Source organism: Enterobacter cloacae complex sp. IR5384 (genome assembly GCF_049237265.1).
Taxonomy (GTDB): Bacteria; Pseudomonadota; Gammaproteobacteria; order Enterobacterales; family Enterobacteriaceae; genus Enterobacter; species Enterobacter cloacae.
The window spans coordinates 81,458-105,677 of record NZ_JBMKHJ010000017.1; the positions used below are offsets into that span (position 1 = coordinate 81,458).

The 24,220-nt window shown below is 54.4% G+C and carries 13 protein-coding genes and 2 tRNA genes; 4 read left to right on the forward strand and 11 right to left on the reverse strand.

All coding sequences use genetic code 11. From position 1 onward, the window contains the following. Positions 1–86: 86 nt before the first annotated feature. From ACOTX3_RS15235 to dnaQ, 5 genes are all read right to left on the reverse strand, one after another. On the reverse strand, positions 87–1,028 hold the full coding sequence (locus ACOTX3_RS15235) for an OmpA family protein (protein WP_058678583.1): 942 nt from the start codon (positions 1,026–1,028) through the stop codon (positions 87–89). Positions 1,029–1,127: 99 nt separating this feature from the next. Beyond that, positions 1,128–12,092, reverse strand: coding sequence for an Ig-like domain-containing protein (locus tag ACOTX3_RS15240; RefSeq protein ID WP_127869093.1), 10,965 nt, complete (start codon positions 12,090–12,092; stop codon positions 1,128–1,130). Between the two features lie 63 nt (positions 12,093–12,155). Then, on the reverse strand, positions 12,156–14,213 hold the full coding sequence (locus ACOTX3_RS15245; RefSeq protein ID WP_127869094.1) for an Ig-like domain-containing protein: 2,058 nt from the start codon (positions 14,211–14,213) through the stop codon (positions 12,156–12,158). Between the two features lie 478 nt (positions 14,214–14,691). Continuing rightward, positions 14,692–14,768: transfer RNA gene (locus ACOTX3_RS15250), tRNA-Asp, on the reverse strand. A gap of 130 nt (positions 14,769–14,898) precedes the next feature. After that, positions 14,899–15,630 (reverse strand): DNA polymerase III subunit epsilon, encoded by a 732-nt coding sequence (dnaQ, locus tag ACOTX3_RS15255; protein WP_013095690.1) that lies wholly within the window; start codon positions 15,628–15,630, stop codon positions 14,899–14,901. Positions 15,631–15,694: 64 nt separating this feature from the next. On the opposite strand from dnaQ, the gene rnhA reads away from it, so the two are divergent. Beyond that, positions 15,695–16,162, forward strand: coding sequence for a ribonuclease HI (gene rnhA / locus ACOTX3_RS15260; RefSeq protein WP_013095689.1), 468 nt, complete (start codon positions 15,695–15,697; stop codon positions 16,160–16,162). Here the strand turns inward: rnhA and ACOTX3_RS15265 are convergent, their stop codons facing one another. Further along, on the reverse strand, positions 16,163–16,879 hold the full coding sequence (locus ACOTX3_RS15265; RefSeq protein WP_013095688.1) for a class I SAM-dependent methyltransferase: 717 nt from the start codon (positions 16,877–16,879) through the stop codon (positions 16,163–16,165). 32 nt (positions 16,880–16,911) lie between these two features. Here ACOTX3_RS15265 and gloB point away from each other — a divergent pair, with 32 nt between their 5' ends. Both gloB and mltD read left to right on the forward strand, forming a co-directional pair. Further along, positions 16,912–17,670 (forward strand): hydroxyacylglutathione hydrolase, encoded by a 759-nt coding sequence (gene gloB, locus ACOTX3_RS15270; RefSeq protein ID WP_058678585.1) that lies wholly within the window; start codon positions 16,912–16,914, stop codon positions 17,668–17,670. 68 nt (positions 17,671–17,738) lie between these two features. Continuing rightward, positions 17,739–19,103: a murein transglycosylase D gene (gene mltD / locus ACOTX3_RS15275; RefSeq protein WP_013095686.1), complete on the forward strand. Its 1,365-nt coding sequence runs from the start codon at positions 17,739–17,741 to the stop codon at positions 19,101–19,103. Between the two features lie 51 nt (positions 19,104–19,154). On the opposite strand, the gene ACOTX3_RS15280 is transcribed toward mltD, so the two are convergent. The 3 genes from ACOTX3_RS15280 to ACOTX3_RS15290 all read right to left on the reverse strand — a co-directional run bounded on the left by ACOTX3_RS15280 (position 19,155) and on the right by ACOTX3_RS15290 (position 22,115). Beyond that, a complete protein-coding gene (locus ACOTX3_RS15280; protein ID WP_013095685.1) occupies positions 19,155–19,928 on the reverse strand; it encodes a class I SAM-dependent methyltransferase in 774 nt (257 codons plus the stop codon). 76 nt (positions 19,929–20,004) lie between these two features. After that, a complete protein-coding gene (locus tag ACOTX3_RS15285) occupies positions 20,005–20,802 on the reverse strand; it encodes an endonuclease/exonuclease/phosphatase family protein (RefSeq protein ID WP_038420885.1) in 798 nt (265 codons plus the stop codon). A 137-nt stretch (positions 20,803–20,939) separates the two neighbouring features. After that, positions 20,940–22,115, reverse strand: a complete 1,176-nt coding sequence (locus tag ACOTX3_RS15290; RefSeq protein WP_058678586.1) for an MFS transporter — start codon at positions 22,113–22,115, stop codon at positions 20,940–20,942. A gap of 104 nt (positions 22,116–22,219) precedes the next feature. Here ACOTX3_RS15290 and yafC point away from each other — a divergent pair, with 104 nt between their 5' ends. After that, positions 22,220–23,125 carry a DNA-binding transcriptional regulator YafC gene (yafC, locus tag ACOTX3_RS15295; RefSeq protein WP_058678587.1) on the forward strand — a complete coding sequence of 302 codons (906 nt, stop codon included), beginning with the start codon at positions 22,220–22,222 and terminating at the stop codon, positions 23,123–23,125. A 29-nt stretch (positions 23,126–23,154) separates the two neighbouring features. Here the strand turns inward: yafC and dkgB are convergent, their stop codons facing one another. Beyond that, entirely contained in the window at positions 23,155–23,958 is an 804-nt protein-coding gene (gene dkgB / locus ACOTX3_RS15300; protein ID WP_020686296.1) for a 2,5-didehydrogluconate reductase DkgB, read from the reverse strand. A 163-nt stretch (positions 23,959–24,121) separates the two neighbouring features. Further along, positions 24,122–24,198 (reverse strand) — tRNA-Asp (locus ACOTX3_RS15305). Positions 24,199–24,220 lie beyond the last annotated feature (22 nt).

The following is a 24,220-nucleotide window of genomic DNA, read 5'->3' on the forward strand; positions in this document are numbered from 1 at the left end:
ACCCGTGTCTCCATAACACCGTCAAATTATTCAAAAAAAAATACGGAAAGCGTCTCCGCAATCAGTATTTTTGTATTGATGCTGACTTAGTGGCTTTTCACTAAAACTTCTACGCGACGGCTGTTGACGTTACATCCTGCCGCTTGCTGGCTGGCAGAGGTACCGCAGCCTTCAGCGCTTTGTGCTATTCCTTTGCCCGTCGTGTTATTGATCAGCTCCGGTTTAATCCCTTTCTCGATCAGCAATGAACGAACGGTATCGGCACGTGCTTCAGACAGGCGCTGGTTAGCCTCACGGCTACCAATTGCGTCGGTATAACCCACAATCTGGATCTCACTGACGTTATTCGCCTTTTTGGTGAATTTCACCACCTCGTCCAGCTTATTGCGGGATTCAGCAAAAATCCCTGCCGCATTACTTGCCGCAAAGCGGAACAGGACTTGCTCCTGAATAAGCACCACACCGCTGTTATTAACGTAATCACAGTTTTTTACCTGCGATGCACGGTTAATAATTTTGGTCTGTTTATACATCTTACTCAACAGAGCTTCAGCCTTATAACGCTCTTCCAGGGCCGCCGTATTTCCTGACGTACCTGGATTAACCTGAATAAAATAGGTTTGCGCACTCTCGGCATTGAGCTGTTGCAGAGGATTTTGTTTCCCCTGATAAGCAGGGTGATCGTTAAACCAGGACTCCACCGCATGCGCGCCTGGCGCGGCGCACAGGACGGTAAATTGCCCCGGCAGCAGTACCGACTGCAGCTCGCGGTCGACGTAGATCGTCGCGGGTACGCTCCCCTCAGGGTAATAAACCACAATTTGTGCCAGTTCCGGTGTCACATCCGCAACCGGACGATAGGGCTGTGGTGCCGTCTTCCCTGAAGTGGTTTTGACGTCTGCCGGTATATCGATGACGTGCTTCACTCGTTCTGCTGAATATGCAGTGCTGGATATCAATACGCTGAGCGCGGCAGTAATAGCACACGCCAGGTTTATTTTTTTAAACTTATTAAGGGTTACTTTCATTTATCAAATTCCCGATTAACCCAGTGAATGACTGTGTAACAACGATTGGTAGATGCGTGCAGAAAGCCCGCCATCCGAAGATGGCGGGTATTTACTGGGTTACATCATGATTTGGTTATTCTGTAGCAGCGTCACCAAATCCGTTTGCACGTCAGCCAGCGTGACAACCTGCGTAAATCCATGCTGTCCGCCCTGACCGTCACGGTCGATACTGATCACGGTATCACTACCCACAACTTCCACCTTGACGTAGTCAAGTACGCCGCGGGAGGAGTAATCCAGCTCCAGTTTTCCTTCGTCTTCGAAGAAGGAGATAGAACCTTTGTAGTCAAGCAGTTCACTCATATCGAGCAGATCTGCATCACTGTCTTTCACCAGATTACCCACCTTAAAGCCGTGGATCGTGTCATGACCATTGCCACCGGTGCTGTCGTTGCTCAGACCTGCCAACACCTTGTACATCAGCGTATCGTTACCGCCGTTGACCAGGTAGAAGGCATCATTGCCACCACGTCCTTCAAACACGTTATTCGCGGAGTTATCCGTAAACGTATCTTGCTGGCTGGAACCTACGAGACCCTCGATGTTGAGGAGCTTATCGGTGCCGTTACCGGTTGCAGTGCCTGTCCACAGGTTCGCGTTGATCGCAGTGGTTGAACGGCTATAGTCAACAACGTCCATACCGGCAGTTTCGCTCCAGACAGGATTACCGCTCACAATCTGGTTCCAGCCGCCGCCACCGTTGTAGGTGTCGTTGCCTGCAGAACCGAAGAAGGTGTCGTTATAGCCCGTCCCGATGATCCCGTTGTTTCCGGAGGTGTTGTTCGCCGCATTGCTGCTTTCCGCCGTCAGTACGTAAGAGTCATGGGCTTTACCTGTTGTCAGGCCCCCCCAGCTCTCATTTACCGTACCGTTTGTGTAACCACCAATGCTACTCGTTGCGCCAACGTGATCCGCTTTACCATCGGTAATGCGCAGCATCTGCACGGAGTAAACTTCATTCGGATCCAGCCCGAAGAAGCTCACCAGACCCATACTGTTGCTGGAACCAGAGGACTGCGGGTTAATCAACTGGGTTGCCACAAGCTCGCCCGCTGAGTTGTATAACTTCACGGTGTTGCTGTAGAAGGTATTGATGCCGTTGCCGTCAACAATACGGATCTGCAGGCTCGTGCCGTCCGCCGCGATATTGGTGTTTTTCACCAGCATCGTGCGTCCCGCGTCGTCTCTTGCCACGACATCAGCATCTGCGCCAGAGCGGTACAGCACCAGGTCCATCGAACCGTCCCAGTCATAGTCGAGTGCGACGGCACCCGTCATGTTGTTGAACGTCGTGCTACCTGTCAGGCTGACTTTATTGGCGCCCCAGTTGTTACTACCGGTATTGGTATACAACATCGGCGAGCCAGTCACGCCAGAGCGTGGCACTTCGATGATGTCCATATTACCGTCGTGGTTCCAGTCCACTGCCAGCGACGTGCCGCCATCAACGTTATCGCCAAACCACTGCGCCTGGCTGTCCGTTGCATTGAGCTTACCGGTACCATCGTTCAGATAGATACGGCTCTCGTCGCTGTTACTGCCACCCTTCGAACCACGGCTCAGGAACAGATCCAGCCAACCATCGTTGTTGTAATCCGCATAGGTCATGGAGATAGACAAGTTACCGTAGTCTTCATGGCCATCGTCACGGAACACGTTCGCGTAGTAGCCAACTTCACCGAAGTTGGTGTTCGACGTCCCGGTAGTCTGGTTATACAAGATACCCAGACCGCGGGAGTTGTTGCCGACGAGGTTGCCAGCGCCGTTGTAGTCGATATGTGCCGTAATATCTACGGTACCGTTGTTATCGATATCCACAGCCCCGACTTCGTGCAGCACACTCAGCGACGTTGGCAATGCCCCGCCAGGATGTCCGTCAGAGAAACCGGAGTTGTCCTCGTAACTCAGCGTGCCCTGCGTATTTTTGATGAACGAAATGGAGTCTGCTTCGGAGTCACCCAGCACAAAGTCCAGATAGCCATCACCTTCACGGTCATAGGAAATCACGCCGCCGAGGTGGTTCAGGGTGCCCTGATCCAGCGCCTTCGCGGAGTAACTACCGTCCGCGTTCTGCAGCCAGTAGGCGGTACGACCCGCGTTGCTATAACTACTGATCTGAGACATGACGTCGGCATAGCCATCGCGGTTAATGTCCGCAAAGGCTGCGGAGTTAACATAACGGCTGTATGACGTGCTATCTACGTTGTAACCCGCACCGTTGTCGGTTGACGGCTGGGCAAGGTACGTTGAATCGTAGTCTTCACGCGTGACGGAGTCATAGACACGTCCGGCGTTAGCGGTCGATGTACCAGAAGTGCCACGAGCACTCTGGAAGAATGACCACAAACCATCCTGACTGATGGTCACCGCAGCGGCGTTCAGACCGCGGCTATCCGCATCGGTCGTTCCCCCCCAGGTTTGTTCAATCAGCGTACTGCCGCCACCTTCGGTGACACCTGTACTGGTGCTGGCGCTCATGCTTGAGCGGTTACCCGCTTCATCCCAGACCACAAAGGCCAGGTTATGTGCGCCAGAAGGCAGTGACGTATTCAGACTCCAGGAGCCGTCAGCGTTAGCCTTCACGAAGCCAATGACTTGATCCAGACCTTCCTGATATGTCCCGTTGTTGTTGACGTCACTCACCAGCGAGACAATCGCCCCCGCTTCAACACGACCGTATTGACCACTGGAGAAGGTGAACGAATCTCCTGTGGTGGTGTGCTGCGGCACATCTGGCGCCCCGGTAATACCGTTCGGAGAATCCAGATCGATAACCACGTTGTAGCTATCCGCAAACTTCGTGTTCGTACCTGGGTTGCCCGCAACGTCAATGACCTGCAGCTTGAAGCTGTGAGTGGTGCTTGCTGTCGCTTCCGGCAGTACATAGCTCCAGCTCTGGCCGTTGAGTGCCAGCGTTTGCCAGGTTTTGCCGTTATCCAGGGAGATCTGCAGATGCTCACCCGCCTGTAGCGCCGCGCTCAGGTTACCGCTGATGGTCACCGTACGGTCACGGGTGACCATGTCGCTGTTAGTTGCTGTCGCAGCATGGCTGAAGTGATCACCGGTCGTCAGACCATGGCTGGTATCGGTGGTGACTTTGGTGGTCGTAGACAGACCATTCATGTCACTGCCGCCTGTTGCCACCTGCAGCGCCTGAGAATCAGTGCTGCCAACGTTACCGGCGTTATCCACCACGCGAGCCTGAATGGTGTAAGCACCATCATTCAGCGGCGTGTTCTGCATATCCACAGTCCAGGATGTACTGGTCACCGTTGAGGCACGCGTCCAGGTTGCACCGTTGTCGAGGCTAATCTCAACCCATTCGTCCGCCTGCAGGGCTTTCGTCAGCTGACCGTTAATCAACAGCGTGTTATCGCTGGTGATGAAGTCAGTATCTGATGCCCCCCGGTCTTCTGAAATAGAGCTGATATTGATAACCGCGTCAGACACGGTGGTATCGACAACAATCGTCCAGGTGTTGCTCGGCGTACTGATGTTACCGGCCGCATCCGTGGAGGTTGCCACCAGATTCCAGGTGCCTTCAGTCAGCTTGTTCGCGTCAGTGATCTGCAGCGTCCACAGGCCCGTCGTGCTATCGGCAACGGCGGTACCCAGCAGAATGCGCGTGGTCGCATCCACCTGATGATACACATTGACCGTACTTCCCTTCTCCGCCGTACCGGTGATTTCCGGCGTGGTGTCGTTGGTAGGCTTGCCGTGAGCAACGGAACCTTGAACAGGGTTCACATCATCCAGCACGTTTGTGATAACCGGCGCAACAGGCGCAACCGTGTCCACCACCAGATCGAAGTCAATCGGGGTGAGCGGGTTATTTGACGGATCGGTCCCGGTAATACGCAGCGTATGCGCGCCATCACTCAGGCTGCTCAGCGGCGTGAATTCCCAGTCACCGTTGGCATCTGCTTTCACCGTGCCAAGCTGAACGCCACCGACGTCAGTGATGATAATGGTGCTGCCTGCCGTCGCCTTACCAACCAGCTGTACCTGGCTGTCGTTGGTGACGTCACCCTCGCGAAGCACGCGTGAGCCGCCCGTTTCCTGGACATCATCCACCACCTGCAGCAGTTGCAGGTAGCTTGCACCCGTGGAGACGTTAACGGTGATATCTTCAACGATCGCGCTGGCGTTACCCGCCGGATCCGTTACCTGGGTCGCAAACTGGTGTTCACCATCTGCTAATGGCGTGGTTGGCGTGTACTGCCAGCTACCATCAGTGTTGGTCACAACAACTGAACCAATCGCCTGGCCGTTATCGTAGATAGTGACCGTGCTACCCTGCTCTGCTTTACCCGTGAAGGTCGGTTTGTTGTCGTCGGTGGTCATACCGTCGGTTAACTGACCTTTCCAGGCCCCCTGATCGTCAGCCACCTGTAAACCGGAAACCGGATTTGGTGCTGTTGAGTCAATAGTGAGGGTGAACGAACCACTACGATCGCTCTCCTGACCCGCGCTGTTGGTATTGGTCACCGTAAAGATATAGTTACCATCAGCCAGCGCTGGTGATGGCGTAAAGCTCCAGGTGCCATCGCTGTTCAGCGTTGTTTTACCCACAACCTGACTACCGTTGTAGATGGTGATGGTATCGCCTGCAACACCATCCGCAGTCCCTTTCAGGGTCGGCGTGTCATCTTTGGTCAACGCATTGTCGGCCAGATTGATAACGGTTGTGCCAGTATCATCCAGGACGTTAACAATCGCTGGCGCATTCGGGGTGTCAGACATAATGACGTCATAGCTGTCAGCCGGTTTCGCCACGTTGCCAACACTATCGGTTTCCGTCACGGTCAGTTTGTTGATTGAATCACCGTAAAGAGACTCAGATGGCGTCAGTTCCCATTTGCCATTCTGATCCACTTTGGTCGTGCCCAACACTTTCGTGTTGCCGTCTTTGTCGGTGGTATAGACGGTAATGACGTTGCCCGTTTCAGCACCAGAGCCACGGATCACCGGACGTGAGTCATCCAGTACCCCGCCATCTGCAACAATACCCTGAACGTTACCCACGTTATCCGTTACGGAATCAATGGTCACTTTGCTCGCATCCGGCGCGGTGTAGTCGGTAGTCAGAATAAAGTCCGCAGACTTGTCACTGACGTTGCCGGCTTCATCCGTGGCCGTCACGTAGAAGGTGTTTTTGCCTTCCGGTAACTTGCTGCCCGGTTTGAAGTTCCATGCACCGTTGCTGTTCGCGGTGACTGAACCCAGCAGGGTGCCGTCAACGGTGTAAATATTGACGGTGCTACCCGCTTCAGCCGTACCGTGCAGGATTGGCTGCGGATCGTCAGTGACATCGTTGCTGTTCAGATCGTCCTTGATCGTTCCCACCTGATCTTCCGCGTAATCGATACTCGGACGGTTCGGTGCTTTACTGTCAATTTCGAAGCTGAAGGTGCTGGAGGTATCCTCGTTACCCGTCAGATCTTTCGCGATTGCCGTAATGTTGTGTACACCATCGCCCAGATCGCTGGTAGTCGTAAATACCCAGTTGCCACTGGCATCGGCCTTGACGCTGCCCAACACCACGTTGCCATCCATGATGGTGACAGTGCTGCCTGCTTTCGCCTTACCGATGATTTCCGGACGCGCGTCGTCAGTGACGTCGTTCGCCTTCAGTTCACCCGTGACGCTGCCTTTATCATCCATTACGCGGACGATGGTGACCGGAACGCTGGAGGTATCAAGCGTGACGGTGACACCGGCATTTTCAGCCCCCAGGTTGCCTGCTGAATCTTCAGCACGCGCGGTGAAGGTGTATTCTCCATCCACCAGAGAACCGGTGGTGTAAGTCCAGTTACCGTTCGCGTCTGCAACCGCAGTACCGTTTTCCTGACCATTCACATAGATGTGAACAACGCTGCCTGGCTCTGCTTTACCGCTGATCGTCGGTGTCGCATCGTCAGTGGTATCGCCATTGGACAATGTACCGGTCTGCGGACCTTCGTTATCGCTCACGATAAAGCCAGTGACCTCACCCGGCGCGCTGGTATCGACCGTGATTGGGAAGCCGCCAGTCTGTGGGCTTACCTGGCCAATGTCGTTAATCGCTTCCGCGACAAACGTATGAACGCCGTCCGCCAGTTTCGGCGTATTGAAGCTCCATTTGCCCTGGGCATCGGCCTTGGTTTCACCCAGCAGGGTGGTACCGTTCGGGCCGCCATAAATGCGAACCGTGACACCGGCTTCAGCCGTACCCGTCAACAACAGGGTGTTGTCGTTGGTTGTCGCATCCTTTTGTAATGGGCCGGTATGCGGCGCAACATCATCTTCCACACTGCTCAGGGTCGGTGGCAGCGGCTGACCGCCAGCATCGATCTGAATAATGTATTCCGGTGATGCCGCCGTGGTGTTACCCACGCTATCGGTCTCTTTCACCGTCAGGTTGTACGTCCCGTCAGGCAGGGCTTTCGTAACCTGAAGTTCCCAGGTGCCGTCAGCCTGTACTTTCGCGGTGCCGATCACCTTGTCGCCGTTATAGACGGTGATGGTGTTGCCCGGCTCTGCGCCCGTACCCTTGATCAACGGCGTGTTATCGTCCGTCTTACCACCCGAAGCAATCGATCCGGTGACGGAACCAAAATCATCCACCACATCGGTAATGCTCACTTTGCTCACGTCCGGGGCGGTGAAGTCCAGGGTCAGGACGAAGTCGTCTGACGCAGAACTGGTGTTGCCCGCCTTGTCGGTGGCCGTCACGTGGAAGCGGTGCTCGCCTTCCGGCAGTTTCGCCACCGGTGAGAAGCTCCAGGTGCCGTCGGCTTTCGCCGTCACTTCGCCCAGCAGGCCGTTCTGATCGTAGATCTTCACGGTGCTGCCCGCTTCCGCCTTACCGCTCAGGGTCGGGGTCGGATCGTCGGTGGTGCCGCCGTTCGCCAGGTTACCCTGCACGCTGCCCACGTCGTCCAGCGCCGCGTCGATGGTCGGTTTCACCGGCGCATCGGTGTCGATGGTCACGGTCCAGCTGCTGCTGCTCGACTCATTGCCCATCGGGTCCTTCGCCGTGGCGGTGAAGGTGTGGTCCCCGCGGCCCAGGTCCACGCTCGGCGTGAAGCTCCAGGTGCCGTCCGCGCCCGCGGTGGTGGTGCCCAGCACGTTGCTGCCGTCCATGATGGTCACGGTGCTGCCCGCCTTCGCCGTGCCGCTGATTTGCGGACGGGTGTCGTCGGTGAGCGCGCCCTGCGACAGGCTGCCGGTCACGCTGCCGGTGTCATCGGTCACGGCGGTGATTTCCACCTTGCCCGGGACCACGTCAACGGTGATGACCACGTGCGAGCCTTCCGGCCCGGTGTTGCCCGACGGATCGGTGACGGTGGTGGTCAGGTCGTGTGCGCCGTTCGCCAGCGGCTGGTCCGGGGTGTAGCTCCAGGTGCCGTCCGGGTTCACCTTCGCGGTGCCGATGACCTGGCCGTTGTCGATGATGTTCACCGTGCTGCCCGGCTCGGCCCTGCCGCTCAGGGTCGGGGTGTTGTCATCGGTGGTGTCGCCGCTCACGACCGGGCCCTGGTACGCACCGACGTTGTCGGTGACCAGCAGGTCAGAGGCCGCGTCCGGGGCTTTTGTATCGGTAACGATACCGAAGCCGCCGGTTGGCTCACTGGTGCGGCCCACGCCGTCGGTGACGGTGGCGGTGAAGTTATGGCTGCCGTCTGCCAGCGCCGTATCCGGCGTGAAGCTCCAGCTGCCGTTGCCGGCCACGGAGGTGGTGCCAATCAGACGACCGTTGTCGTAGATACTGATGGTGCCGCCTGCCACGCCGCTGCTGCCGCTCAGGGTCGGGGTGGTGTCGTTGGTGACGTCACCCTTCTGCAGGTAGTCCGCATGCGGGGCCACGTCGTCATAGACGGTATCCAGCGTCGGTGCCTGCGGCGGTACGGTGGCCACGTTGATGATGTACTCACCGGACGGACCGGAGACGTTACCCACGCCGTCGGTCTCTTTCGCCGTCAGGGTGTACTTCCCGTCCGGCAGCGGCGTGGTCGGCTCCAGGGACCAGGTGCCGTCGGCCTGCACTTTCGCGGTGCCAATGACCTTGTCGCCGTTATAGACGGTGATGGTGTTGCCCGGCTCTGCGCCCGTACCCTTGATCAGCGGACGGTTGTCGTCGGTTTCCCCGCCGGAGGCAATCACGCCTGCGGTGTTCACGTCGTCGTAGACTTCGGTGATCGCCACTTTGCTGGCGTCAGGCGCGGTGTAGTCGGTGATCAGTACAAAATCATCTGATTCCGGCCCCGTGTTACCGGCCTTATCGGTTGCGGTAGTGGTGATATGGTGCTCACCCTCTGGCAGCGCGGTGGTTGGCGTAAATTGCCAGCCGCCATTTTCGTCCACCATGGTAGAACCAATCAGCTCCCCGTTATCATAGATATCGACACGGCTGCCCGGCTCTGCGGAACCTTTAAAGGTTGGGTTCGCATCATCGGTGGTGCTACCGCTGCTCAGATCGCCACGGCTGGAGCCGACGTCATCAGTCGCAACACCAATAACCGGTTTTTCCGGTGCCACGGTATCGACAGAGATATCAAAGGACGGAGAGGTCACGTCGTTTCCGGCCGGGTCTTTGGAAATCACGGTCAGGCTGTGATCGCCATCGGCCAGATCCTGTTCAGGGGTAAAGGTCCAGTTGCCATCCGGATCCACCACGGTGGAGCCCAGTACATCGTCGCCATCCATGATGGTTACGGTGCTGCCCGGCTTACCTTTACCGCTCAGTTCAGGACGTGCGTCATCGGTCACGGTGCCTGGCTTCAGGTTGCCCACGATCGGCCCCTGATCATCCACCACTTCACCCACGGTAACCTGGTTTGGATCCGGATCGACGGTGAAGGAGATCCCCGGAGACGGTTCACTGGTGTTGCCAGACGGATCGGTCACGGTAGTGGTGATCTCATGATCGCCTTTAGCCAGAGGCTTATCTGGCGTGTAGGACCATTTACCTTCGTCATCAACGATGACGGAACCGATCTTCTCGTCGTTATCGTAGATGTCCACCACGCTGCCCGGCTCGGCTTCGCCGCTCAGGGTCGGGGACTGATCGTCGGTGGTGTCGCCTGGACCTACCGGCCCCTGCTTGTCGCCCACGTTATCATTGATAACGATATTTTCTGCCGGAGACGGTGCCGCAGTGTCAATCACGATCGGGAAGGTACCGCTGATGCGCGCGTTGCCCGCTGCGTCAGTCGCAGTGACGGTGAAGGTGTGCTGACCATCCGCCAGCGCGGTATCCGGGGTGAATGACCACTTACCGCTGCTGTCCGCCTTGACGGTGCCAATCACTTTCCCGTTGTCGAGGATAGACACAACGTCGCCCGGTGCAGCGCTGCCGCTCAGGGTTGGGGTGGTGTCGTTGGTGGTTTCGCCTTTCTGCATTGGGCCGACGTGCGGCTCGGCGTTGTCCACAACGCTGTTGATGGACGGCTCGGTGCTGACCGGGATCAGAACGGTAATGTCGTAAGACGGTGCTTCACCCACTACGCGGTTGCCTACTGCGTCCTGGGTTTCCAGCGTCAGCTGATTAAGCCCTTCCACCAGCGGTGTATCCAGTGCCAGCGTCCAGTTGCCTTCACTGTTGACCACAGCTGAGCCCAGCAGATGTTTGCCGTTAGCATCCGTGCTGTAAACAAAGACGGTGCTGCCCGCTTCACCAATACCATTGATAACCGGTTTGCTGTCATCGGTGATTTCACCGCTGGCCACGTTACCCTGACGGCCGCCGACATCATCCATTACGGACGTAATGTTCAGTACATCGCTGCTTGCCACTGGTGGGGTGTAGTCGGTCACCAGCACAAAATCATCCGATTCCGGACCGGTGTTGCCCGCTTCATCCGTTGCGGTGGTGGTGATATGGTGCTCACCTTCTGGCAGAGGTGTAGTTGGCGTGAACTGCCAGGCACCGTTGTCGTCCGCAATCGTTGAACCAATATGCTCACCGTTGTCATAAATATCGACACGGCTGCCCGGCTCTGCAGAGCCGTTGAAGGTTGGGTTTGCGTCGTCGGTGGTGCCGCCGTTGCTCAGATCGCCACGAATTGTTCCCACATCATCCGTTGCGGATCCCAGTACAGGTTTTTCCGGGGCGGTCGCATCAACGGTAATATCAAAGGACGGAGAGGTCACCTCGTTTCCGGCCGGGTCTTTGGAAATCACGGTCAGGCTGTGATCGCCATCGGCCAGATCCTGTTCAGGAGTGAAGGTCCAGTTGCCGTCCGGATCCACCACGGTGGAGCCCAGTACATCGTCGCCATCCATGATGGTCACGGTGCTGCCTGGCTTACCTTTACCGCTCAGTTCAGGGCGGACATCATCGGTCACGGTGCCTGGCTTCAGGTTGCCCACGATCGGTCCCTGGTCATCCACCACTTCACCCACGGTAACCTGGTTTGGATCCGGATCGACGGTGAAGGAGATCCCCGGAGACGGCTCACTGGTGTTGCCTGACGGATCGGTCACGGTGGTGGTGATCTCATGATCGCCTTTAGCCAGAGGCGTGTCTGGCGTATAGGACCATTTACCTTCGTCATCAACGATGACGGAACCGATCTTCTCGTCGTTATCATAGATGTCCACCACGCTGCCCGGCTCGGCTTCGCCGCTCAGGGTCGGGGACTGATCGTCGGTGGTGTCGCCTGGACCTACCGGCCCCTGCTTGTCGCCCACGTTATCATTGATAACGATATTTTCTGCCGGAGACGGTGCCGCAGTATCGATCACGATCGGGAAGCTGCCGCTGGTGCGCGCGTTGCCCGCTGCGTCAGTCGCCGTGACGGTGAAGGTGTGCTTGCCATCCGCCAGCGCGGTATCCGGGGTGAACGCCCACTTCCCGTTGCTGTCCGCCTCGACGGTACCAATCACTTTCCCGTTGTCGAGGATAGACACAACGTCGCCCGGTGCAGCGCTGCCGCTCAGGGTTGGCGTGGTGTCGTTGGTGGATTCGCCTTTCTGCATTGGACCCACATGTGGCTCGGCGTTGTCCACAACGCTGTTGATGGACGGTGCAGTACTCACTGGGATCAGCAGATTGATATCGTAAGACGGCGCTTCACCGGCAACGCGGTTGCCCGCCGGGTCCTACGTCTCCAGGGTCAGCTTGTTCAGGCCTTCCGTCAGTGGAGTTTCTGGTGTCAGGCTCCAGGTGCCATCACTGCCTACCACCGCTGTACCAATCAGGTGTTTGCCGGAAGAGTCGGTGGTGTAGACAAAGACGGTGTTCCCGGCTTCACCGATACCACTGATGAGCGGTTTGCTGTCATCGGTGATGTCACCGCTGGCTACATTGCCCTGACGATCGCCTACGTCATCCGCAACGGCGGTAATATTCAGAACATTTGCTGAAGCATCAGGCGCGGTAGTGTCAACTTCAAACTCCAGCGCTTCCGAGGGGTCGCTGGTATTGCCCGCCTTATCCGTCTGCGTAACGGTGATGCTGTGATCGCCTTCACCCAGCGGTTTCTCTGGTTTCAGCGTCCAGTTGCCTTTATCGTCAATAACGGTTGTGCCAAGCACCTCGTCACCATCATAAATGGTCACGGTGTCGCCCGGTTCGCCTTTACCGCTGAATACCGGACGGGTTTCATCCGTGACGTCACCGCCTTTCAGCTGGCCCGTAATCGGCCCGGTATTATCCTGGGCATCGGCCATATCCGGTTTGGCTGGCGGCGTGGTATCCACAATAATCTGAATCGGATCGGAAGGATCGCCTTCATTGCCGAGCGGATCTTCCTCAACGACCACGACATTATGTTCACCCTCGGCAAGTTCATCCTTAGGTGTAAATGACCATTTACCTTCGTCGTCGACGATAACCGAGCCGATCTCTTTATCATTGTCTTTGATAATGATGGTATTGCCCGGTGTTCCCTCTCCACTGAAAGAAGGCTGACTGTCATCCGTCACATCGCCCGGTTTGAGCGGACCGGTTACCGGACCGGTATTGTCAATCACCTCAGGCGTTTCTGCTTTTCCCGGAGGTTCAGTCAATACAATAAAATCACGCTCATCAGACGGTTCGCTGACGTTACCCGCTTTATCCGTCTGGCTGACCGTGATGCTGTGGCTACCGTCAGTGAGGTTCTCGGAAGGTTTGAAATACCAACGGCCATCATCGTTAACGGTGGTTTCGCCGATCTTTTTACCGTTATCGTAAATTGCGATAGTTGCGCCAGCTTCACCGGTGCCGCTCATTTCCGGTTGAGGATCGTCGGTGTAAGCATCATCATGAATTTCACCGGTGGTTTTACCCACTTTGTCCATGATGTGTTCAATCGTCGGCGCTTTTGGCGCAACCGTATCAACAATGATGACAATCGGGTCTGATGGAGGACTCGCGTTGCCGTCAGGATCTTTTTCCACGACGGTCAGCTCGTGCTCGCCTTCGCCCAGTGGCTTATCAGGCGTATAGCTCCACTCGCCTTCATCATCAACGATAACGGAGCCAATCTCTTTGTCGTTATCGTAGATATGGATGGTGTCACCAGGCTTACCTTTACCAGTCAGCGTCGGCGTTGAGTCATCGGTCGTATCACCTGATTTTAACGGGCCTTTGATTGAGCCTTCATCATCCATTGTGGTGCCGATGCTCGGCTTATCAGGCGTGGAGTGGTTATCGCCGTCGTCTTTGTCCATCTCAGACAGCGCGAAAGCAGCCCCTACACCCGCCGCCGCAAGTGCAAACCATCCCAGCATGCCAAACAGCATGTCGTTGTCGTCATCCGGTGCCGTCAGAAGAGGCCCACCCGCGCCTAACGGTTCTCCGCCTAACGCCACAGGAGACATGCTGCCGTCAGCCATCAGATAGCCGGTGTCGTAGCTTTCGCCCGACAGAGGAACATAGGCGTAGAGTAATCCATCTTCCGCCATGCCCATCAGCACCGGGTTGTTAGGATCACCATTGAAGTAATCTTCAATAATTATGCTTGGCTGTGTATCGCCTTCCTGGATAATGTGCAGCGCCTTGTCTACGCGCTGCAGCGTAATATTTTCTGGAGCGAAGTCGTCGTTAATATTCTTCAATAAATATTTATTGCCGGGGATAAGTTTTACCTTAACCGTCCGGCCTGCATCTGCGGTCAACAACCGAGTTTTTCCGTCTCCGTTATTGACCGCTAAAATGACTTTATTGTCCGTCATACTTAAAGTCCTTGGTGAATTTCACTCACTAAATTGTGGATATATAAACTTTTTTGTTGATACACCCTGAACTACCTTACGTTGAAACCTTTCTGAGATAATTCATGTCCACAGGGTTCATCGACATGATGCTTAAAACTATCATGTCTGACCTCTTTATATGGGTAGGAAAAAACCACGCAACGCTCTACGCCGCATTAGGAATAGTTGACATCAAAAAGCTATTAATGAGTGAACAAGGAAGGAGGAGGAAAAGAATAATTAACGGTTAAGAACTTACACGAAAAGAATAATAAATCAAATTGATTATTTTAATAAAAATAACAGAATGAGATTTTTAATAAAAAATAAATTAAACAGGAACTCAGCCGTTCACCGCGTGACGACAGCAACGGGCCGGGTAGACGAGAGAAATTCAGGATTGAGGAAACGCAGAAATGAAAAAGGCCCACGTTATAAATAACGTGGGCCTGAATAGTGGCGGAACGGACGGGACTCGAACCCGCGACCCCCTGCGTGACAGGCAGGTATTCTAACCGACTGAACTACCGCTCCGCTGTGTTCCCTTGGGAACGAGGCGCATATTACGGTTTGCCTCTGAACTCGTCAACGCTTTTTCTCACGTTTTGAATCGTTTGCTGCAAAAATCACCCGAACGGTGATTTTACAGGCATTCTGGCATGCCTTACGCACGCCACATACAGCTTCCGCCCTTCTTCTGGACCAGATCCAGACGAGATTCGTGGTTGAGAAGCTCTTCATCACTCGCTAAAACAACCCGCAAGCGGCTGGCCTGGCGAACAACACGCTGAATTCCCGCTTCGCCCTGCGTCTGCTGAGATTCATTCTCCATGCTGAACTTCATTGACGTTTGACCGCCGGTCATCGCCAGATAGACATCCGCCAGGATCTGGGCATCAAGCAATGCCCCGTGCAGCGTTCGCTTGGTGTTGTCTATTTCATAACGTGAACAGAGCGCATCGAGGCTGTTACGCTTGCCGGGGAACATCTTCCTGGCCAGCGCCAGGCTGTCAGTGACCTTGCAGAAGGTGTTCGTTTTGGGGATATCGCGCTGGAGCTTACTAAACTCGTAGTCCATAAAGCCGATATCGAACGAGGCGTTGTGAATGACGAGCTCTGCGCCTTTAATGTAGTCCAGAAATTCGTCCGCCACCTCCGCGAAGGTCGGTTTATCCAGCAAGAACTCATCGGCAATACCATGAACGCCGAACGCTTCTGGATCCACCAGCCGATCGGGTTTGAGATAGACGTGGAAGTTGTTCCCCGTCAGACGACGGTTCACCACTTCAACAGCACCGATCTCAATGATCTTGTGCCCTTCGTAGTGCGCGCCGATCTGGTTCATACCGGTGGTTTCGGTATCAAGAACAATCTGGCGAGTAATTGCAGTGCTCATAGCGGTCATTTATGTCAGACTTATCGTTTAACTGAACGTTTCAAATACAGGAAGTCTACCAGAGATGCGTAAACAGGTAGAAATTTTCACCGATGGATCTTGTCTCGGTAACCCAGGGCCTGGCGGCTATGGCGCGATTATGCGCTATCGTCAGCACGAAAAAACTTTTAGTGAAGGGTATTTCCTGACCACCAACAACCGCATGGAGTTAATGGCGGCCATCGTGGCGCTGGAAGCCTTAAAAGAACATTGTGACGTGGTGCTCAGTACCGACAGCCAGTACGTGCGCCAGGGGATCACTCAGTGGATCCACAACTGGAAAAAACGCGGCTGGAAGACGGCAGATAAGAAGCCCGTCAAGAATGTCGATCTCTGGAAACGGCTGGATGCGGCGCTGGGCCAGCATAATATTAAGTGGGAATGGGTAAAAGGCCATGCCGGCCACCCGGAAAACGAGCGCTGCGATGAACTGGCGCGGACGGCGGCCGCTAACCCGGCACATGAGGACGCGGGCTATCAGCCTGAATCCTGATTACGGTTTTCTGTACTGCCGCGTGGCCCCCACGGTCTGGCGGATCGGCGTTTTGGTTTTGCTCTGCTTCATCGGGTTAAGCGTCAGGGGAATGGTTCGCTTACGCGCAACGATAAACTGCATGCAGCCTAATGCAGGCAAATGGGTACTCAGCAAAACGCCCCCTTTTCTGGCCCAGGGCAGTACCTGAAATCCGCCGTAGCTGAGCACTTCAAAATTCAGCAGCGAAAGCCAGTCCAGCTGGCGCATCATGGTGAACATCCGGCTGTTATAAGGAGGAGTGCGGCGTAATACGGGCACCAGCTTGCGCAGCCCCATCAGGCTCAGCGGATTAAACCCGCTTATCACCAGCCAGCCGTCATCTATCAGCACGCGATCGGCTTCACGCAGCATGCGATGAGGATCGCTGCACCAGGGTATCGTATGCGCCAGCAGGCACGCATCAACCGACTTTTCCGCAAACGGCAGATGTAAAGGGTCTGCCTTCACCTGAACGGGCGATCCGCCGAGAGAGACATGGACCTGATGTGAGATAGCGCAGCTTTCGGTATTGATTTCCGCGCTGAGATTGCCAATCTTAAGCAGGTGAAAGCCATACATTTTCGCGAGCCAGGGCTTAAGCTGTAGTTCTAATGCCTCGCGATAGTATTCACCCCAGGGCAATTCCGCCCAACGTTCCGGTGCTGCGACAGTCTGAGGTATCCTTGCCGGTTTCATCAAAACACCCGCCACGCTATAAGAGGTAATGTATGAATCTTATCAGTATTCCTGCCTTTGAGGACAATTACATCTGGGTTTTAGTCGATGACGCGCGTCGATGCGTCATTGTCGACCCCGGAGAGGCCGCCCCGGTTCTGCAGGCAATAAAAGAGAATGGCTGGCAGCCTGAAGCCATCCTCCTGACCCACCATCACCACGATCATACCGGCGGTGTGCCTGAGCTGCGCGCCCGGTTCCCGCATCTGGTGGTTTACGGACCGGCAGAGGCACAAGATAAGGGAATCACGCAAGTAGTCGAAGAAGGCAAAAATATCCTCATACATGAGTGGGAGTTTTCCGTATTTGCTACACCAGGTCACACTTTGGGACATCTGTGTTTCTACAGCAAACCTTATCTGTTTTGTGGCGATACGCTGTTTTCTGGCGGCTGTGGAAGACTGTTTGAAGGCACGCCAACCCAGATGTACCAATCTTTACAAAAAATTAATGCCCTGCCTGACGATACTGTAATTTGTTGCGCGCATGAGTATACATTAGGAAATATGAAGTTTTCTGCCAGCATTTTACCTGAGGATCGTGCGATTCAGGATTACTATCAGAAAGTGAAGGAGTTACGTGCAAAAAACCAAAAAACACTACCCGTAATTCTGAAAAACGAGCGTATAATTAATTTATTTCTTAGAACAGATGACATTGATTTAATTAATAAAATTAACCAAGAAACAAAATTGCAACAACCAGAACAGCGATTTGCATGGTTAAGGTCAAAGAAAGATAACTTCAGATAATTGCGGGTTGCCTTTTCAAAATTTCGCCGTTATCATCGCTCGTCTTTTAAGCAACTATTGACACACACATGAAGGCAAAAGCGATCTTACTCGCCTCTGTCCTGCTTGTTGGTTGCCAGTCGCAGAACGGCAGCAACGTACAACAGCACGCACAGAGCCTTTCTGCAGCTGGTCAAGGGGAAGCAGGGAAGTTTACAAGCTCAGCGCGTTGGTTGGACGATGGGACATCTTTCGCGCAGGATCAAAACTTGTGGACCTCTATTGGCGACGAGCTAAAGATGGGAATTCCGGAAAACAGCCGGATTCGCGAACAGAAACAGAAGTATTTAAGAAATAAGAGCTATCTCCACGATGTAACGTTACGGGCAGAGCCGTATATGTACTGGATAGCCGGGCAAGTTAAGAAACGTAACATGCCTATGGAGCTGGTACTCCTACCCATAGTGGAGAGCGCTTTTGACCCACACGCGACGTCTGGCGCCAATGCCGCAGGTATTTGGCAGATCATTCCGAGCACCGGGCGAAATTACGGTTTGAAACAGACCCGTAACTATGATGCGCGTCGCGATGTTGTCGCTTCCACGACAGCCGCTCTCGACATGATGCAACGTCTGAACAAGATGTTTGACGGCGACTGGTTGTTAACGGTTGCGGCGTATAATAGTGGCGAAGGTCGTGTACTGAAGGCAATGAAAGCGAATAAAGCACGGGGTAAATCCACCGATTTTTGGTCGCTCTCACTGCCACAGGAAACGAAGATTTACGTACCGAAGATGCTGGCGTTGAGTGATATTCTCAAAAACAGCAAGCGTTACGGTGTACAACTGCCAACACCAGACGAAAGTCGTGCACTGGCGCGCGTTCGCCTCAGCAACCCGGTTGATATTCAACAGGTTGCCGATATGACGGGTATGTCGGTAAGTAAACTGAAAACCTTTAACGCGGGTGTTAAAGGCTCAACGCTGGGGGCGAGTGGCCCACAGTATGTGATGGTTCCGCAGAAACATGCTGAACAGTTACGTGAGTCTTTAGCGTCTGGTGAAATTGCCGCCGTTCAGTCAACGCTGATTGCGGATGCATCATCAGTCAACAGCCGCAGCTATAAGGTTCGTAGCGGTGATACGCTTTCGGGCATTGCATCACGTCTTGGCGTGACAGCAAAAGATCTGCAGCAGTGGAATAACCTGCGCAGTTCAGGCCTGAGAGTGGGTCAGACACTGACGGTGGGTGCGGGTAGCAGCGCACAGCGTCTCGCCAATAACAGCGATAGCATTACCTATCGCGTGCGTAAAGGCGATTCACTGTCCAGTATCGCAAAACGACACGGCGTGAACATTAAGGATGTGATGCGCTGGAATAATGATACTGACAATCTGCAACCAGGCGACCAGCTGACACTGTTTGTGAAAAACAGCGCCACGCCAGACTCCTGATTACACGATACAAAGATAAAAAGGCACCGATTCCCCTCGGTGCTTTTTTTTTTACTTCGCTTTTTGCGCTTCAACCATGATGGTATCGCTGGTAAACGAACCGTCATCCTGCAATTCAAAGTAGGCCTTCACCTCTGAGGAAGCACTGTCCTGATACAACCGTATGGCCTGGCTTAACGCGTCCGGGGTGCGCATACGGGCGATCCACGAACTAAATTCCAGCGGTAAGCGATCGGTTATCAGTGAACGTGAAATTAAACCGGCCTCAGTGATAAACGTTAACCACTCCCCACTGGAATAATCCTGCACGTGCGAGGTGTCACGCAGCGCTTCAACCGTCTGCAGCCAGATGTTCCGTACAGGGTGACCCGGGGACATGACGTCCATAATGATGACGGTTCCACCCGGCTTCAGCACGCGTTTGACTTCCCGTAATGCCTGACCGACATCATGCCAGTGGTGCGCGGAGTAACGGCTGATAACAACGTCAAACGACGCCTCTTCGAAAGGTAAGGATTCGGCATAGCCCTGGCGCGTATCGACATTGTTGAGCCCTTTGGCTTTTGCCGCCTCCGCCACTACCTCCAGCATCTGGCTGGATAAATCATACGCCGTAACCTGAGCCACATGCTGCGCTGCTGTAAAGCTGGCATGCCCTGCTCCGCAGCCTAAATCCAGCACCGTCGCCTGCGGAAACGCCGAGAGACGCTCGCCGAGACGCACCAGATCGCGGCCGGAAGCATGAACGGCGCTGGTCAGATAGGCGCTTGCCTGGGAACCAAACTGTTTTTCGACGTTGTCGTGATGAGAGTGTGTTGTTGTCATTGTACTGTCCTTGCGTTGGTTAAAGTAAAGGGCAGCACTCAACCGGCCTGCCCCACGGCAGACCTGACTCACCATATTAATCAGGTTTGCCGGGACTGAATTCCACTAGTAGCGGGTTGTGATCGGAGGCGCGAGTGACCAGAACAGAGGCGTCATGCACGCTCAAACCACGATAGAAAACGAAATCGAGAGGACGACCGAACGCTTTCTTGCGCTGGTCATCACTAAAACGAACTTCACGCAGCGACATCTCCCGCGCAAAGCGATACAGCGCGTTCATGCGTGGACGGCTCCAGGCATTGAAATCCCCGGCCATAATAATAGGCCCACTGTGATGGGCTATCTGGTCACCAATCGGAAGTAACTGCTTACTATACACATCCACGCCCAGACTGAAGTTTACCGCATGGATGTTCACGACCATCAGCAGCCGCGTGTCAGGCAGTGGGTAGACCGTCACCAGCGCCGATTTTGCCAGTCGCAGGATAGGCTCGCGCTCGCGCAGCGGGCAGCAGTAAACCGGATGCGCGGCAGAAAGGGTCATCACGCCAGAGGGATGTTGCGGCAATACAAATGCGGGCACCTGGTCGGCGGCGAGATAGTTAGTGGTCGCAAACCTTACCAGCTCAGGCGTGGTTTGCGCCTCCTGCAGCAGAACCAGATGGGCATCTTTACCAAAGTTTTTGAGGACGGATAACCAATCCGCACGCTGCTGTTTAAAGATATTCCATACCAGCACCCGAATTTTTTCATCGCTGCTTAACGGTGTACCGGCAGGTAATGCCTGGCTGAGGCTCGCAAACGACCCGGGAGGCAAGATCCTCTCCGCGGGCATTCCGGCAACATAACGCATGGCATAGGTATTTTTTCGCACTTTTGGAAACAACCTCTGTAACATGAACCAGCCCGGAAAACGGACTGGTTCTAATGTTATAGGGATTTTAGGTCACACTTTCAACGCAATTACTGAGAAACCTCTTTCCAGTTTTGTAAGCAAGCACTTACTGAGGTTTAACCAAGCGCTACGCGAGAGGGTTTATCAAGGCGCCCGCTCAGACCAATCAGCAGGAAGGCAACGAGCACAATAACGGCACCAATCCACGGGGTTTGGGTTAATCCAAAGTGCTCCACCGTCTGCCCGCCAACGATAGAACCGATCGCGATACCAATGTTGAAGGCGGCAATGTTCAGACCAGAAGCCACATCCACCGCATTTGGCGTATAGCGTTCGGCTTTTTGTACCACGTAGACCTGCAGGCCGGGTACATTACCAAAGGCAAAGATGCCCATGACCAGTACCGTTACCAGCGCGGCGTACTGAATCGATGCCGTGAACTGGAAGAGCATCAGCAGAATCACCAGTGCCGCGAAGATAAACTTAAGCGCTGGTACAGCACCATGCTTATCCGCGAGCTTACCTCCCCAGATGTTGCCAATCGCCACAGAGATACCGTACCCCAGTAAAATCCAGCTTACCGCTGCAGGAGAGAAGCCGGCCAGATCCTGCATCATTGGAGCGAGGAAGGTGAATGCCGTGAACACGCCGCCGTAGCCCAGCGCCGTAATGGCATAGATGAGCAGCAAACGAGGATGTGTGAGCACCTTAATCTGATCGCTCAGTCTTGCGCTTGTACGGCCGGGAATATTCGACGGTACCAGCAGCAGACTGGCCACCAGTGCAATCACGCCCAGTAAAGAAACGGCGAGGAAGGTTTCACGCCAGCCGAAATGTTGCCCGATGAACGTCCCTAATGGTACGCCGGTGACCAGTGCGACGGTCAATCCGCCAAACATAATAGCAATGGCTGATGCGGCTTTCTCTTTGGGTACCAGGCTGGTTGCAATGGTGGAGCCAATCGAGAAGAACACCCCATGAGCAAGGCCAGTCAGCAGGCGGGCAATGACCAGCGTCGTGTAGTCCGGCGCCTGCCAGGCCAGTATATTGCCAGCCGTGAAGAGCACCATCAGCGCGACCAACAGTTGCTTACGCGGGAATCGCCCGGTTAATGCCGTCAGGACGGGCGCGCCGACAGCGACACCCAAAGCATAGATGGAGACCAACAGCCCGGCTGAAGGTAATGAGATAGCAAGCTGGTTAGCGATGGTAGGAACCAGTCCTACGATAACAAATTCGGTCGTGCCAATTGCAAAGGCACTGATCGTCAGGGCAAGTAGCGCCAGTGGCATAAAATACTCCGTATCATCAGGATTAAGATGACAGGCAGTATGCGCCAGTGGTTAAATAACAAAAATGGTCAAAATCTCAATAGAATTTTGCAGGTGGTGCAACAATGAAAGCAACCTCGGAAGAGCTGACAATCTTTGTCGCCGTCGTCGAAAGTGGCAGTTTTAGCCGCGCGGCAGAGCAGTTAGGGCAGGCAAACTCTGCTGTAAGCCGCTCGGTGAAAAAGCTTGAGATGAAGCTTGGGGTGAGTCTTCTCAACCGCACGACGCGGCAGTTGAGCCTGACGGAAGAAGGTGAACGGTACTTCCGCCGGGTGCAGTCTGTCTTACAGGAGATGGCTGCAGCAGAGACCGAGATCATGGAAACGCGCAGCACACCGCGTGGGCTATTGCGTATTGATGCGGCCACACCGGTAGTTCTGCACTTTCTGATGCCGCTGATTAAGCCTTTTCGTGAACGCTATCCGGAGATGACGCTCTCTTTGGTCTCCTCCGAGACCTTTATCAATCTTATCGAACGTAAAGTCGATGTGGCGATCCGGGCGGGAACCCTGACGGACTCAAGCCTGCGCGCGCGTCCTCTGTTTGCCAGCTACCGTAAAATCATCGCCTCACCACAATACATCGCTGAACACGGCAAACCTGAAACCGTTGAAGAGCTGAAGCAGCATCTGTGTCTGGGTTTCACCGAGCCGGTATCACTGAATACCTGGCCTGTCGCCTGCCCTGACGGTCAGTTGCATGAGATCACCTGCGGGTTGTCGTCCAACAGCGGGGAAACGCTGAAGCAGTTGTGTCTTGAAGGAAATGGGATCGCCTGTTTGTCTGATTACATGATTGATAAAGAAATTGCGCGCGGTGAGCTCGTGGAGTTAATGGCGGACAAGCGTCTGCCGGTAGAGATGCCCTTCAGTGCGGTTTACTACAGTGACAGAGCGGTGAGCACGCGTATTCGTGCCTTTATCGACTTTCTGAGCGATCATATTAAAACAGCTCCCGAAGGAGCTGTGTGAGGGTTAAGCGTACAGAGGGCGGGTCAATATTAATCCCAGTCTGGCGCTAAACCTTCCGGGCTCACCAGGCGATCGTTGCACTCCAGGGCAGCGATCGCTTTTTTGTCTTCTTCATCCAGCTGGAGATCCACAGCTAACAGGTTGCTGGCCAGGTTTTCACGCTTCGTTGAAGATGGAATAACAGCATAACCTTCACCCATCGCCCAGGCCAGGATCACCTGTGCAGCCGTTGCGTTATGTTTATTTGCAATACGTGCAATGACCTCATCTTTCAGCGCTTTACCGTATGCCAGCGTCATGTAAGAAGTGATGTGAATCCCGTGCTGTTTGGCCCACGCCACCACGTTGCGGTTTTGCAGATAAGGGGAGAGCTCAATCTGGTTGGTCGCAATGTTCTCTGCGCCAACGGCAGCAATGGCTTTTTCCATCAACGGAATGGTGAAGTTCGAAATACCAATTTGACGGGTTAAGCCCTGCTCTTTCGCTTCCAGCAGCGCCTGCATGAATTCTTCTACAGAAACGGCATCATTCGGAGATGGCCAGTGGATCAGGGTCAGATCGACATAGTCAGTACGCAGCTTCTTCAGGCTCTCTTTCAGGCTTGGGATCAGCTTGTCTTTACTGAGGTTCTCGATCCAGATTTTGGTGGTGATAAACAGTTCGTTACGCGGTACACCGCTTTCTTCAATCGCCTGGCCAACCGCAGCTTCATTTTCATAAATCTGCGCGGTATCAATTGCGCGATAGCCAAGCTCAAGGGCGGTTTTGACCGATGCGATAACAACATCGTCTTTCAGGCGGAAAGTGCCCAGGCCTAATGCAGGGATAGTCATGTCATTCCTCGTTATTCGTAATGTTCGTTAACTGAGGAAGATTATCGCTGCTGGCGTTATGCTGAAAAAGGTCGTAAAACGCAGAGGATTTTTGCTGATGTAGCAATAATTGGGAAGCAGATAAGAAAAAAGCCCTGAGCGTTAACTCAGGGCTTTTAATAAGTGGCGGAACGGACGGGACTCGAACCCGCGACCCCCTGCGTGACAGGCAGGTATTCTAACCGACTGAACTACCGCTCCACCGAAGACTGCTGTAACTACC